Consider the following 14,152-nt stretch of genomic DNA (forward strand, 5'->3'; position numbering starts at 1 on the left):
GATCCCTTGGAATCACTCAGCTAGCGCAGAAGCGCGCTCGCGCGACGCTCGGTCTCGCGCCAGATCCTGGACGCCGGGTCGATGACAGCGAAGTGGTCGCCCTCCGCGACGATCAACTCCGGCCGGCCGAGGTGGTCGGCCCGGCTGAGTCGGAGGTTCATGTCCTGGAGGTCGAGGGAGTCGTCGGTGCCCTGCACGAGCAGCCAGCTCGCGCGGCGGGCGCGGTAGCCGGCCGGCGACGCGGCGGCGTACCGCTCGGGGACCTCGTCCGGTGCACCACCCAGGGCGAGCCGCACGGCGTCCTCCCCCATGAAGCGGGAGTGCGCGACCGGCAGGTCGACGACCCCGGCCATGGAGACCGCGAGCACCGCAGGATCGGACCGGTCCGGCTCGGGGAGCGACTCGACGAGCTGGAGCACGAGCTGTCCGCCTGCCGAGTGACCGAAGAGCGCCACCGGCAGTGTGGGGTCGAGCTGCCGCGCCGCCTCGAAGCCGGCCCGTACGTCGGCGACGGTCGCCTCCCAGCCGACCCGGTCGGGACGGCCGTACTCGAGGTTGACGGCGAGCCAGCCCTGGTCGGCGAGGTCGGCCGCGATGCCGTTCATCAGCGTCGCGTCCCAGAGCGAGCGGTAGAAGCCGCCGTGGACCAGCACGGCGATCGCCGCCGGCGTGCCGGCCGGTCGGCGTACGTCGAGCCACTGGTCGCGGTCGGTGCCGTAGCGGATGCGGTCGGCGGGCCGCGCGAGCCCGCGCAGCCAGTCCGAGACCGGGAACCAGAGGGTGTCGAGTCCGTGGCCGCGCACCTGCGCGACGTCCAATTCGGGCGCGGAGGCATCGAGCTCGACGCGCAGCAGCGGCCGTCCGGCGACCTGACCGACGGGGTCTCCGGATCCGGCGATCTCGACCACGGCGTCCGGCGCTGCGTCCGATGCTGTGTCCGGTGCGTCGGTGGCGACCAGCACCCAGCCTGCGCGCTCCGCGGCCCTGGCGAGCACGCGACGCAGGAGCTCCCGGTCGACCGCCGCCCGGCTACCGACCACGACCGCGACTCTCGGGCTCACGACGGGTCACGCTTCAGCATGGGCAGCACCTCGCGTCCGATCAGCGTGATGCCGACCTTGTCGTCCGCGAGGCCGTGCGGCGTGCCGAACTCGACCCGGTCGACGCCCGCGTCGATGAGCGCCTGCGCCTGGGCGGCCACCTGCTCGGGAGTGCCGGAGAACGCGAAGCGGTCCAGGATGTCGTCCGGGATCAGCTCCCCTGCCGCCGCGTGGTCGTTCGCGGCCAGACGGTCGCGGACTCCCGCGAGCAGCCCGGAAGGAAGCTCGACGGTCGGGTCCAGCTCGGCGACGGCGTCGAGGTACATCGCGACCTCGCGCCGCGCCGCCGTCCGCGCCGCGGCGCCGTCGGTGTCCACGACGGTCACCGCCCCGAAGCACAGCCGGACCGTGCCGAGCGGGCGGCCCGTGGCGGTCTCGCCGACCGCCAGCCGCTCCCGGACCACGGGCACCAGGTCGGGGTTGGCCGTGCCGCCCAGCTTCAGCTCGTCGGCCGTCCGGCCGGCGAGCGCGATGCCCAACGGGCCCCAGCTGCCGAGGAGCAGCGGTGGCTCGGGCCGCAGAACGGGATAGCGCAGCCGCACATCCGGCCGCAGTGGGTAGAGCTCACCGTCGTACCCGCGGCCGTCGCCCGCGAGCAGCGCCCGGATGTGGCCGACCGCCTCACGTAGGTGCGCCACCGCTCGCGGCTGAGCGACCCCGATCGCGCCGAGCCAGGTGCCCTTGGCCAGCCCGAGATAGGCCCGGCCGCCGCTTGCCTGGTCGAGGAGCGCGAACTGACCGGCGATCTCGTAGGGGTGCAGGGTGAACGGGTTCCAGCACGCCGCCCCGAGCCGGACCCTCTCGGTCGCGCCGGCGATCTCGAGCAGCGCGCCGATCGGAGGCTGGAAGAGCAGGTCGCTGAACACGCTGATCACGTCGATCCCGTACTCTTCCGCGGTCCTGGCCAGCTGCGCGTAGCGGCCGGGCAGCTTGTCGCACTGAAGGCCCAGCCCGATCTCGACGCGGCTCATGTGAGCTCCGAGGAGCGCATCGCCTTCAGTTCGCCCCGCTCGATCCGCATGATCAGTCGCTCGTCCGGGTCGGGACAGGCGACGTACTGGTCCCGCTCGAGCCAGTCCCCGGGCGGCAGCGCGCGCTGCTTGGCGGGGATGAGCGGCAGGACGGCCGAGAGCGCGTAGAGGCAGAACGCGCCCGGCACCCGCACATGGGCGGAGTTGACGACCTCGAAGCAGTCGCCGACCGACATCCCGCACACCGAGCGGCCCTCGATACGGTCGACGACCACACGAATGTCGTAGAGCTCCATGTCGGTCTCGTCGTCGTGGTGCTCGGGCTCACCCTGCACCGGGTCCTGCATCGGGCTCATGACTCAGTCTCCTCCATCCTGACGACGATCTTTCCGTGCGTGCGGCCGGACTCGAGGTCGTCGAGGGCGGCGGGTGCCTCGTCGAGCGTCACCACCCGCGACACCACCGGGGCGAGGCGGCCGGCCGCGACGTCGGCGAACAGCTCGCCGTACACCGCCCGGACCGCGTCCGGCTTCGCGAACGGGTACGTCGATCCCCAGGACAACCCGACCAGGTCGGCGTTGGCCTGCGTCAGCCGCACCGGGTCCACGGTCACCGAGCCGCCCGCCTGGCCGACGGCGACGTAGCGGCCCTCGAAGGCGATCACCTGGAGCGAGACGTCGAAGAGTCTCCCGGCGACCGGGTCGACCACGATGTCGACCGGCCCGCCTGCGTCCAGGATCGCGTGGGCAAGACCCGCGTCGCCGGAGTCGAACGCCGCCTCCGCGCCCTGCTCCAGGCAGTGCGCGACCTTGGCGGCAGTGCCGGCCGTCGCGATGACCGAGGCACCGCGCAGCCGGGCGAGCTGGATCGTCGCGGAGCCGACGCCGCCGGCGGCACCGTGCACGAGGACGCGGTCCCCCGGGCCGACCCGGGCGCGCTCGAGCGCCCACCACGCGGTCTGGTAGGTCACGGGCAGCGCCGCGGCGACCTCGGGTGGGATCGACGCCGGTCGATCGACCAGGAGCGCCGCCGGTACGACGACCTCCTCACCGAGGGCACCGTCGGGAAGGGTCGGGCAGGCGACGACCTCGCGGCCGAGCCAGGACTCGGCCTCCGCGCCGGTCTCGATGACCGTCCCGGCGGTCTCGACGCCGGGCGTCGCGGGGAAGGCCGGCTTCACGGGGTAGGCGCCTCGGCACAGCGTCGCGTCGAGGAAGTTGAGCCCGGTTGCCCGTACCCATAGTCGTGCCTCCCCGGCCCCCAGCACCCGGCGAGGCAGCCGCCGGGTGGCCAGGACCTCGCCGGGCGGGCCGAACCGGTCGCACGCGACCGCGGTATACGTGGCGTTCACGGACACTCCTCGCTGCGGGCCTGGTGCAGCGGGGCCTCGTCGGGCCGGGCTTCGTCGGGCACGCGCCGGGCCTCGGCGTGGTGGTGGGCGATGCGCCAGCCGGCCTCGTCCCGGGTGAGGACGTCGGTGATTCTCGTGGTCTCGGGGGTGCGGTTCGCGACCACGGCATGCAACAGATAGCGCGCGACCGCGACCCCGCCCCAGACGTCGACCCGGTGCACGGTCACCTGCAGGTCATCGATCGCGGGCAGGTCAGCCGGCGTGCGCCGGTCGCGGTAGCTGTCGAGCTCGTGGCGGTCGAACAGTCGCGGCAGGTGGCTCTCCCACGTCGTGGCGTCCGCGGCGAGGTGGCGGTCGAAGCGCACCCGGTCCTGGGCGAGGTACGCGTCGTACATGTCCCGGATGCCGCTGACGATCACCTCCACCTCGTCGGACACGTTGCTCGTAGACCTGCTCGTGGACGCGCTCACCGGGTTGCTCCTGCGACCGTCAGCCGGTCGTCGCGAACCGTCTTCCCGGACTTCATCACCCAGCTGATGCCACGCAGTGCGGACGTGTCGGCGAGAGGGTCGGCGTCCATGGCGATCAGGTCGGCCTGCTTGCCGACCGCGATGCTTCCCACGCGATCGTCGACCCTCAGCCACTCGGCGGTGGCCAGGGTGCCGGCCCGGAGTGTGGCCGCGGGACCGAGCCCGTTCTCGCTGACGTGCTCCATCTCTCGCACGATCGCCGTCGTGCCCTCGTAGAACCAGAAGGGCGGCATGTCGCTGCCGATGAGGATCTCGACCCCTGCCTCGATCGCCATCCGGAAGGACTCGAGGTGCCGGGGACCCGCCTCGAGCGACCGCTGCTGCATCCACGTCGGCACGCCGAGCTGGTCGAAGAACTCCCCACAGCGAGTCACGACGAGGGTCGGGACCAGCGCCGTCCCATGAGAGGCCATGGCACGGGCGACCTCCGGCGTCAGCTCGTAGCCATGCTCGACGCCGTCGAGACCCAGCTCGACGGCGCGGGCGATGACCGAGGCCGGCCCGGCGTGCGCGGTGACCTTACGCCCCCAGGCGTGGGCGGTCTCGATGACGGCGGCCATCTCGTCCTGGCTGAGCTGAGGAGTGGCGATCCCCTCGTGCTCGCCCGCGATGCCGCCGGAGATCATCACCTTGATCAGGTCCGCTCCGGCCTTGATCTGGGTACGTACGCCGCGTCGGAAGCCGTCCGCCCCGTCGCACTCGAGGGTGTCGTCCCCCTCGTGACCGTGGCCGCCGGTGCACACCAGGCCCTGGCCGGCGGTGTAGATGTCCGGCCCGAGAACCTCGCCTCGCTGAATCGCCTTGCGCAGCGCGAAGTCCGCGTGGCGGCGCTCGGCGACGCACCGGACCGTGGTCACCCCGGCGTGCAAGGTCCGGCGGGCTCCGTCGGCCATGTAGAGCGCCAGGCCCGCATCCTCGAGGGCCGCGATCTGCTTTCCGTAGTCGCCGGGAAGCGCGAGCGAGAAGTGGGTGTGCATGTTCATCAGGCCGGGCGCCAGATAGGCGCCGCCGAGCGAGATCTCCGCCGCGCCGTCCGCGACGGCCAGGACCTCGTCCCGGGTGCCGACGGCGGCGATGGCTCCGTCGCGCACCAGGACCGCGCCGGGGGCGGAGGTGGCCGTCTCGACGTTCACCACCTGCGCGTCGGTGAGCAGGACCTCCCCGGGCTGAGGGGCGGCGGAGGCCAGCTGGGAGAAGGAAGCGGGGTCAGACATCGTTCACTCCATAGATCTCACGGGCTGCCTCGGGGGAGACATATCCCTGGACCACATCGCGGCGCACCGCGCCGGGGTCGCGCAACTGGGGGTCACCGTGCCCTGCTCCCCCGCCCGTCTCGAGGACGATCAGGTCGCCGGTGCGCACGGCTACCCGGCGAGTGCTCAGGAGCCGCTCGCGGTCGGTTCCGGGAAAGGCGACGACCCGCGTGGGCCGCGACTCCTCACCGCCGTCGAGCGCCCACGGCCGGCTCCGGGTCCGCTTCACGACCGAGAGGAACTCTCCGTCGGAGACGAACCGGATCTCGCGGCGGATGCCACAGCCGCCGCGCCACTTCCCGGCACCGCCGGAGTCGGGTCGCACCTCGAGCCGCTCGAAGCGCATCCCACTACGCGCCTCCAGGACCTCGAGCGGAGTCGTGCGGGCGACGGTCTGGCAGATGTGGTTGACAGCGCTCTCGCCATCGTGGTCGGGGCACGCACCCCAGCCGATCACGTCGTTGTTGCTGATCGCGAAGAACTCTCCGGTGTCGGGATGGTCGCCGACCATCATGAAGCCGGGCACGTCCCCGCCCGAGCACGCTGCGACGCGGTCGGGCATTCCCAGGGCGAGCGCCTTGTAGATGAGCTCGACCGCGAGGTTCCCGGTCCACTGCGTGAAGGTCGCCGCGGGATAGACCGCGTGGAACAGCGACCCCTCGGGCGCGTGCACCGTCAACGGCCGGAAGTGGCCGGCGCTGCTCGGGCCGAACGTCGTCGTGAGCGCCTTGAAGGCGACCCGGGCGCAGGCGATCGTCGCCCCGATGGGGAGGTTCACCGGCCCGGGGACCATCGGGGACGACCCCGTGAAGTCGACGTGGAAACCCTCCGCGTCGATCGTCACCGTCGCCTGGAGCCGGATCGGGTCCTCACTGATGCCGTCGTCGTCCATCCAGTCCTCAGCGGTCCAGCTGCCGTGCGGGAGAGCTGCCAGCGCGTCGCGCGACGCCTGCTCGTCGGCGTCGAGGAACCGATCGATGGCGGCCCGGACGGTGTCCCTGCCGAACTTCTCGACGACCTCGAGCAGCCGCCGCTCCCCCGTCCTGAGGCAGGAGACCTGGGCGTGCAGGTCGCCTATGACCAACTCGGGCATCCGCGAGTTGAACCGGATCAGCTCATGCATCGCGGTCACCGGCTCGCCACGGTCCCACAGCTTCGTGCCCGGGAAGAGCAACCCCTCCTGGTGCACGTCGGTCGAGTCCAGGACGTAGCCGCGGTCCTTCGCCCCGAGGTCCATCCAGTGAGCGCGGACGCAGACGTAACCGACCAGCTCACCGCCGTCCGGCGGGAACACCGGCGCGAACAGCGTGGCGTCGTAGGTATGGGCGGCATTCCAGTACGGGTAGTTGAGCATCACGACGTCGCCGGCCTGGAGGTTCTGCTCTCCGACGTAGGCCAGACCCATGCGCAGCGAGTGGTCGTTCGCACCCAGGAACCGGGTCAGCCCAGGGGCCTCCGCCACCAACCGTGCCTGCTCGTCGTAGAGGGAGATCCCGAAGTCGAGGACCTCGTAGATGACGGGGTTGAATGCGGTGCGGATCAGCGTCGTGCGCATCTCGTCCGCCACGGCGAGGAGATAGGAGCGCACGACCTCCACGGTCGCGCCGTCGACGGCGACGGTCACAGCTCGAGCCCGTAGACGTCACGGGCGGCCTCGGCCGACACGTAGCCCTCCGCGACATCGCGGCTCACCGCTTCCGCGTCGCGCTGCCGCGGCTCGCCGTGCCCGCCGCCGCCGGCGGTGATGATCCGGATGAGGTCGCCCGGTGCCACCGCCGTCCGCTTCGTGCTCACGACCTGCTCGCGTTCGGTCCCCGGAAAGACGACGACCTGGTTGGGCTCCGGCTCGAGACCACCATCGAGCGACCAGGGAGCCGTCTTGGTCTTCTTGATCACCGACAGGAACTCACCCGGCGAGAAGAACCGGATGTCGCGACGGATGCCGCAGCCGCCGCGAAACTTGCCGGCGCCCCCGGAGTCGGTGCGGATCTCGAGCGCCTCGAACCGCATGCCGCTGCGCGCCTCGAGGACCTCGATCGGCGTGTTCCGAACGATCGACTCGGAGATGTGCATCGTGGCGTCGAGGCCGTCGTGGTCCGGTGACCCGCCGCGGCCGACGACGTCGTTGTTGCTGATCGCGAAGAACTCACCGGTGTCGGGATGGTCACCGACCATCATGAAGCCCGGCACGTCCCCGCCTGACGACGCGGCCAGCCGGTCGGGCATCCCCTGGGCCAGCGCCTTGTAGATGAGCTCCAGGGCGACGATCCCCGTCCAGAGAGTGAACGTCGGCTGTGGGTAGACCGCGTGGAACAGGGTCCCTGGCTCGGCGAGCACCGTGAGCGGGCGGGACGAGCCGGCGTCGCCCGGCTCGTTCGGCGAGGTGAGGTTCTTCAACACCACCTTGCCGAGGGCGATGGTCGCGCCGAAGGGCATGTTCACCGGTCCCGGCACGGCCGGCGACGACCCGGCGAAGTCGACGACCATCTCGCCGTTCGCGATCGTGACCGTCACCTTCATCAGGATCGGGTCCTCGGTGATGCCGTCGTCGTCGAGCCAATCCTCCGCGGTCCAGGTCCCCTGCGGAAGCTGCAGGAGGGCCTCCCTCGTGCGGGCCTCGCTCTGATCGCGGATCGTCGCGACCGCCGCGTCGACCGTGTCCTTGCCGAACTTGCGGATGATCTCCCGGAGTCTGAGCTCACCGGTGCGTAGGCACGAGACCTGAGCGTGGAGGTCACCGATGACCAGGTCGGGCATCCGCGAGTTGAACCGGATCAGCTCGTGCATCGCGGTCACCGGCTCGCCGCGGTCCCACAGCTTCGTGCCCGGGAAGAGCACCCCCTCCTGGTGCACGTCGGTCGAGTCCAGGACGTAGCCGGGGTCCTTGGCGCCGAGGTCCATCCAGTGCGCGCGAACGGAGACGTAGCCCAGCAGCAGGCCATCGGACTCCGGGTCCTCAGCGCGGGGCAGGTAGACCGGCGAGAACATCATCGCGTCGTAGGCGTGGGCAGCACTCCAGTACGGGAGGTTCACCATGACGACATCGCCGCGGTGCACGTTCTCGGCACCGACGTACTCCATGGTCTTGACGATCGAGAAGTCGTTCGCACCGAGGAACGAGGTGAGCCCCGGAGCCTCGGCGATCAGCTCCAGATGCTCGTCGTAGATCGAGATCCCGAAGTCGTGGACCTCATAGATCACCGGGTTGAACGCGGTCCGGAGCAGAGTCGTCCGCATCTCCTCGGCCGCCGAGAGCAGGTAGGAGCGGACGACCTCGACTGTCGCGCCGTCGATCCTCTCGGTCATGCGAACGCCCCTTCCGAGTCGGGAGTGATCAACAGGTAGCCGTGCTCCTCGACCATCACCTGCTGGCCGCTGTGCACGACGGTCGTCGAGGTGCCCTCGTCGACCAGGGCCGGCCCACGGAACCGGTCGCCCGGCTCGAGCTTGGAGCGGTCGAAGACCGCGAAGTCCGCCTCCGCGCGGATGCCGAAGTCGAACGCGCGCCGGGTCGTGACCAACGCCCGAGCAGCGTTCCCGTCACCCGCCGGCGAGGTGGGCAGCTCGGGTCGCTCGGTGCGACCGATCCCACGCACCCGCGAGGTGAGGATCTGGATCGGGTTGTCCATGGAGTGGCCGTAGCGGACCCGGTGCATCTCGTTGAACGCGTCCCGGATCGTCTTGGCGTCGAGACCGGCGTGAATCGAGAGGGTCAGCGTGTGCTCCTGGCCGAGGTAGCGCAGCTCGAGCTGTCGCTCGACGGCCATGTGCGACTCATCGACACCCTGGTCGGCTAGCGACCGGAAGGCGTCCCGGCCGAGCTCGTCGAGCTCGGCGGCGACGTCGCCGAGGTCCGCTTCGTCCAGCAGCTCCATCCTGGTGCGGGACAGGTCGGTCACGACGTCGGCGCTGAGCATCCCCCACGCGGAGAAGCCCGACGGTGCGAAGGGCACGATGACCTCGCCCACATTGAGCTCCCGAGCGAGCAGCGGCGCGACCAGAGGTCCGGCACCGCCGAAGGCGAGCAGCGAGAACGCCTTCGGGTCGTGGCCGCGCTCGACGGTGATCTGCCGGACGGCACCGACCGTCTTCGCGAGCATCACGTCGAAGATCCCCGCGGCTGCTTCCCGCGGCGTCAACCCGAGCGGTCCGGCGATCTGCTCGGTGACCGCTGTCAGCGCCTCCTTGTCGTGGAGCCGCATCCGCCCGGACAGGAAGCTGTCGGGGTCGACGTAGCCGAGCACGACAGCGGCGTCGGTGACCGTGGGCTCGGTGCCGCCGCGTCCGTAGCACACCGGGCCCGGCTGGGCACCGGCGCTTCTCGGACCGACCTTGAGCAGACCGCGCTCGATCGTGGCGATCGAGCCGCCGCCGGCGCCGATCGTCCGGATGTCGTAGGTCGGCATCAGGAGCGGGTAGTGCTCGAGCTCTGCCTCGTGAGTGATGACCGCGGTTCCCTGCTCGATCACGCAGGCGTCGAGCGAGGTGCCACCGATGTCGAAGGTCAGCAGATTGTCGCGGCCGAGCACCTCGGCGATGTAGCTGCCGCCCACGATGCCGCCGGCCGGCCCCGAGAGCACGGTGGGCGTCGGTGAGTGCTTGGCGGCATCGGAGGTCATCGAACCACCACCGGACCGCATGATCAGGAACCGGCCAGCGAAGTCGCGGTCCGCGAGGCCACGCTCGAGCTCGTCGACGTACCGCTCGAAGATCGGCCGGATGTAGGCCTCGAGGACAGTCGTCGAGGTCCGCTCGTACTCGCGATACTCGCGGACCACATCCGTCGACACCGACACCTTCAGCTCGGGGTACCACGAGCGGAGGAGCTCGGCGGCGCGTTGCTCGGACTCGGGGTTGAGGTAGGAGTGGAGGAAGCACACCGCCACCGAGATGACGCCCTGCTCCTCGACGAGCTGCCGGGCGACGTCCCGCAGGTCGTCCTCGTCGAGCGGCTCCAGCACCTCGCCGTGGTGGTCCAGGCGACCACGGACTCCGGCGGTGTGCCGGCGCTGCACGAGCGACGGAGGCCGCTCGTACTGGAAGTTGTACATCTGCTCGTCGGGCAGATTGCCGCGTCCGATGAGGAAGATGTCACGCAGCCCCGCGTTCGTGATGATCCCGGTCGCGCCCCCTCGGCGCTCGAGCACGGCGTTCAGCCCGAGGGTCGTGCCGTGGATGAAGACCTCCGCCTCGGCGAGGTCGGTGCCGAGTGCCTCCACCGCGGCCAGCACACCCTCCCAGGGTGCTGCGGGTGTGGTCGACGCCTTGCGGAACCGGACGACTCCCGTGCGCTGGTCGAGCTCCATGGCGTCGACGAAGGTCCCGCCGATGTCGACGGCGAGATGGTAGGGGCGTGCGGTCACGATGTGGTTTCCTCTCGTGCGGTGGGGTTGTCGACGAGCCGCCCTCCGAGACGGGGGGCTGCGGCGAGCAACGACTTCGTGTACGCGTGCCTCGGGCTCTCGAAGACCTCGGCGACGGTGCCCTCCTCGACGATCTCGCCGAGGTAGACGACGACCACCCGGTCACAGAACGAGCGGACTGTCGCCAGGTCGTGGGAGACGAACACCTGCGCTCGCGCGGTGTCGGCAGCGAGGTCTCGGATCAGGTCGAGGATCTGCGCCTGCACCGTCACGTCGAGGGCGGACGTCGGCTCGTCGAACACCAGCAGATCGGGATCGGCGACCAACGCGCGAGCGATGCCCACCCGCTGCGCCTGTCCGCCTGACAGCTGGTGGGGGTAACGGCTCAGGAACCGGTCGTCGAGTCCGGTGCGCCGCAGCACCGCGGTCGCCCGCTCCTGGCGCTCGGCGTTGCTCAGACCGAGGGGAATCAACGGCTCGGTGATCGCGTCCAGGACCGTGCGCCGGGGGTCCAGCGCGCCCAGCGGGTCCTGGAAGACCATCTGGACCGACCGGCTGAGCCGGCGGCGGGAGGCGCGGTCGAGCCGGCTCAGGTCCGTCCCGGCCACGCTGGCTCGTCCCGCGCTCGGCGCGACCAGCCCGAGGAGCATCCGCGCGAGTGTCGTCTTCCCGGAGCCGCTCTCGCCGACGATGCCGACCGTCGTTCCGGCGTGGACCTCCAAGCTGACGCCGCGCAGGGCGTGGTGTCCGGTCCGTCCGAACCTGGCCCGGTAGTGCACGTGCACGTCCTGCAGCGTCACGACCGGCGCAGCCGCCGTCGAGCGGTGGTCGACCGGCGGCAGCGGCCGGTCGATGTCCGGGACCGCGGCGAGCAGCTCCCGGGTGTAGTCGTCGCGGGGAGTGTCGATGACCTGCCGCGTCGGCCCCATCTCGACGACTTCGCCCGCACGCAGGACGACGATCCGGTCGCACACGAGCGCGGCCGCGGCGATGTCGTGGCTGATGAGCAGCACACCGCGCCCTTCCTCGGTGGCCAGCCGGCGCAGGAGGCCGAGGACATCTGCGGTGAGGGTCACGTCGAGCCCGGTGGTGGGCTCGTCGGCGAGCAACAGGCCGGGCGCGCAGGCGAGCGCGAGCGCGATCATCACGCGCTGCGCCATCCCGCCCGACAGCTCGTGCGGGAACGCGGCGAGCACCCGGTCGAGGTCGGTGATCCCGACCTCGGTGAGGAGCCGGCGGCTCTCGTCATGGACGCCCTGTCCACCGAGGTGGCGATGGGCTCGTAGCCGGTCGGCCAGCTGCTTGCGGACCTGGCGCATCGGCTCGAGCGCCGCCCGTGCGTGCTGGAAGCACATGGCCGCGCCGTGGCCGCGGTGGTGGAGGAGCTCCTCGCGCGTCATCGTGAGGACGTCCGCACCGCGGAAGAGCACCTCGCCCTGCGTGACCGCGTTCGCGGGGAGCATGCCGATCACCGCGCTCGCGAGCATGCTCTTGCCACCGCCGCTCTCGCCGACGAGGCCGACGACCTCGCCCGGCTCGACGCGGAGGTCGACACCGCGCAGCGCGTGGACGGTCCCGTCGCGGACCGGGATCCTCACGTCGAGGCCGCGGACGTCGAGCAGCGGTCCGGCACTCATCGGCTCCTCCTCCGGGTCTCGCGCTCCTGCAGCCCCTCACCGAGCAGGCTGAAGCCGAGCACACAGATCACGAGGGCGAGACCGGGCGGGACCGTGGTCCACCAACGGCCCGCCACGATGTCGCTGGTGCCCTCGCTGATCATCACGCCCCACTCGGGCTGCGGCACGGGGACGCCGAAGCCGAGGAACGACAGCCCGGCGAGCGCCAGCATCGCCCACCCGACGTTGAGCGGGGCGACCACCCGGACGGCGGTGAGGCTGTTCGGCAGCACGTGCCGCCACAGCACCGCGAGGTTGGAGATTCCCGAGGTTCTCGCCGCGTCGACGTACCCGAGCTCGCGTACGGTTCGCACCTCCGTCCGCACCAGGCGCGCATAGGAGGGCACGGCGACCGTCGCGACGACGATGCCGAGGTTCACCGCGCCCGGTCCGAGCACCACCGCCACGGCGAGGGCGAGGATGAAGGTGGGGAACGACTGGGTGATCTCGAGGATGCGCATGACGAGCGCGTCGAGCCATCCGCCGACGTATCCCGTGAGTGCGCCGATCGCCGCACCGACGGCCACCGCCACGGCGACCGAGATGATGGCGAGGCCGAGGTCGATCCGCGCCGCGTGGAGCAGCCGGCTCCACACGTCCATGCCGTTGAGGTCCGTGCCGAGCAGGTGCTCCGAGCTCGGCCCTTGCCGGATCGCGGTCGGGTCGATGTCCTCGGGCCCCCAGCTGGTCAGGAGGGGGGCTGCCAGCGCCAGGATCGCGACGGCCGCGACGAGCACGGCTCCGGTCCAGGTGAGGACCCCGGGAGCCATGGTGCCCTGCGCCCGGGAAGCGCGTGACGCGCGCCATGTCGTCATGAGGGACATCAGAGCTTCACCCTCGGGTCGAGCAGTGCCTGCACGAGGTCGGCGACGAGGTAGGCCACAGCGAAGACCACGGCGCTGATCAGCACGCCTGCCTGGATCACCGGATAGTCGCGGTAGAGCAGCCCGCGCAGCAGCCACTGACCCATGCCCTGCCAGGAGAACACGTACTCGACGAGGACGACGCCGCCGAGGACGTTGCCGAGGACGATCGCCACGAGGGTGGGGAGCCGGGCCGCTGTCCCCCGAAGGAGATACCCCCGCAGGAGCGCGCCACGTCGGACGCCGTGGGCTTGCGCGGTCCGCCAGGTCGGCGAGGCGAGGATCTCGATCGCGCTGGCCCGGACGTGTCGCATCAGGGAGGCACTGATGCCGATCACGATCGTCGCGACGGGCAGGACGAGATGCGCGAGCGCCGACGAGAGCGCCGTGAGGTTGCCGGCGAGGAGCGCGTCGAAGCCCTCGGCGCCGGTGATCGACGTCAGGTCGACCCCTCGGTCGACCCGGCCGCTGGGCGCCGGGAACCAGTGCAGCGTCTTGTAGAAGACCGCGATGAGGATGAGACCCAGCCAGAACTCCGGCAGTGCAGTGCCCACCAGGGAGCCGACCCGGATCACATGGTCCTCGGGGCGATTGGCCCGCAGGGCGGACCACACCCCCAGCACGAGAGCGAGGAGGAGCGAGATGACGACCGAGATGACGACGAGCTCCATCGTGGGCCCGAACCGGGTCGAGAGCTCGGTCGTGATCGGCGAGCCGGACTGGATCGAGGTGCCGAGGTCGCCCCGGAAGAGCCCCCCGACGTAGGTCGTGAACTGCTCCCACATGGAGACGTCGAGGCCGAGACGCTGGCGGATCTTCTCGATGTCCTCGCTCGTGGTCGACGGCGTGACGAACGCAGCGAGCGGATCGCCTGGCAGCACCCGCACCAGGACGAACGAGAGCACCACGACGCCGAGCAGGGTCGGGACGAGAAGCGCCAGACGCAACCCGAGATAGCGGACGATTCTCATGGTTCCTCGCGGGGTCTCACGGGTCGGCTAGGGCCCTGGTGGCGCTCCGGCCGACGCCTTCGGGCGTCGGCCGG

The 14,152-nt window shown here is 71.0% G+C and carries 12 protein-coding genes; all 12 read right to left on the reverse strand.

Translation table 11 applies throughout. The annotated features are described in order from the left end of the window. Positions 1-20: 20 nt before the first annotated feature. From RB608_RS26410 to RB608_RS26465, 12 genes are read right to left on the reverse strand one after another with little or no spacing between them, the layout of a single operon-like run. The gene (locus RB608_RS26410) at positions 21-1,061 is read right to left on the reverse strand and encodes an alpha/beta hydrolase (protein ID WP_308091079.1); all 1,041 of its coding nucleotides are present in this window, start codon (positions 1,059-1,061) and stop codon (positions 21-23) included. Further along, positions 1,058-2,071, reverse strand: coding sequence for an LLM class flavin-dependent oxidoreductase (locus tag RB608_RS26415; protein WP_308091080.1), 1,014 nt, complete (start codon positions 2,069-2,071; stop codon positions 1,058-1,060). Before RB608_RS26415 ends, RB608_RS26410 begins: the two co-directional genes overlap by 4 nt. Then, on the reverse strand, positions 2,068-2,427 hold the full coding sequence (locus tag RB608_RS26420; RefSeq protein WP_308091081.1) for a TIGR04076 family protein: 360 nt from the start codon (positions 2,425-2,427) through the stop codon (positions 2,068-2,070). Before RB608_RS26420 ends, RB608_RS26415 begins: the two co-directional genes overlap by 4 nt. After that, positions 2,424-3,422 (reverse strand): NADPH:quinone oxidoreductase family protein, encoded by a 999-nt coding sequence (locus tag RB608_RS26425; RefSeq protein WP_308091082.1) that lies wholly within the window; start codon positions 3,420-3,422, stop codon positions 2,424-2,426. Before RB608_RS26425 ends, RB608_RS26420 begins: the two co-directional genes overlap by 4 nt. Next, positions 3,419-3,892 (reverse strand): DUF4440 domain-containing protein, encoded by a 474-nt coding sequence (locus tag RB608_RS26430; RefSeq protein WP_308091083.1) that lies wholly within the window; start codon positions 3,890-3,892, stop codon positions 3,419-3,421. The genes RB608_RS26425 and RB608_RS26430 overlap by 4 nt, the downstream gene beginning before the upstream one ends. Beyond that, positions 3,889-5,166, reverse strand: a complete 1,278-nt coding sequence (locus RB608_RS26435; protein ID WP_308091084.1) for an amidohydrolase family protein — start codon at positions 5,164-5,166, stop codon at positions 3,889-3,891. Before RB608_RS26435 ends, RB608_RS26430 begins: the two co-directional genes overlap by 4 nt. Then, positions 5,159-6,829, reverse strand: a complete 1,671-nt coding sequence (locus RB608_RS26440) for a hydantoinase B/oxoprolinase family protein (RefSeq protein WP_308091085.1) — start codon at positions 6,827-6,829, stop codon at positions 5,159-5,161. The genes RB608_RS26435 and RB608_RS26440 overlap by 8 nt, the downstream gene beginning before the upstream one ends. Further along, a complete protein-coding gene (locus RB608_RS26445; protein ID WP_308091086.1) occupies positions 6,826-8,511 on the reverse strand; it encodes a hydantoinase B/oxoprolinase family protein in 1,686 nt (561 codons plus the stop codon). The genes RB608_RS26440 and RB608_RS26445 overlap by 4 nt, the downstream gene beginning before the upstream one ends. Further along, a complete protein-coding gene (locus RB608_RS26450; protein ID WP_308091087.1) occupies positions 8,508-10,568 on the reverse strand; it encodes a hydantoinase/oxoprolinase family protein in 2,061 nt (686 codons plus the stop codon). Before RB608_RS26450 ends, RB608_RS26445 begins: the two co-directional genes overlap by 4 nt. Further along, a complete protein-coding gene (locus RB608_RS26455) occupies positions 10,565-12,205 on the reverse strand; it encodes an ABC transporter ATP-binding protein (RefSeq protein WP_308091088.1) in 1,641 nt (546 codons plus the stop codon). The genes RB608_RS26450 and RB608_RS26455 overlap by 4 nt, the downstream gene beginning before the upstream one ends. Beyond that, on the reverse strand, positions 12,202-13,059 hold the full coding sequence (locus RB608_RS26460; protein WP_308091089.1) for an ABC transporter permease: 858 nt from the start codon (positions 13,057-13,059) through the stop codon (positions 12,202-12,204). Before RB608_RS26460 ends, RB608_RS26455 begins: the two co-directional genes overlap by 4 nt. A gap of 8 nt (positions 13,060-13,067) precedes the next feature. After that, entirely contained in the window at positions 13,068-14,078 is a 1,011-nt protein-coding gene (locus RB608_RS26465) for an ABC transporter permease (RefSeq protein ID WP_308091090.1), read from the reverse strand. Positions 14,079-14,152 lie beyond the last annotated feature (74 nt).

This window comes from Nocardioides sp. LHD-245, assembly GCF_030929495.1.
Classification (GTDB): Bacteria; Actinomycetota; Actinomycetes; order Propionibacteriales; family Nocardioidaceae; genus Nocardioides.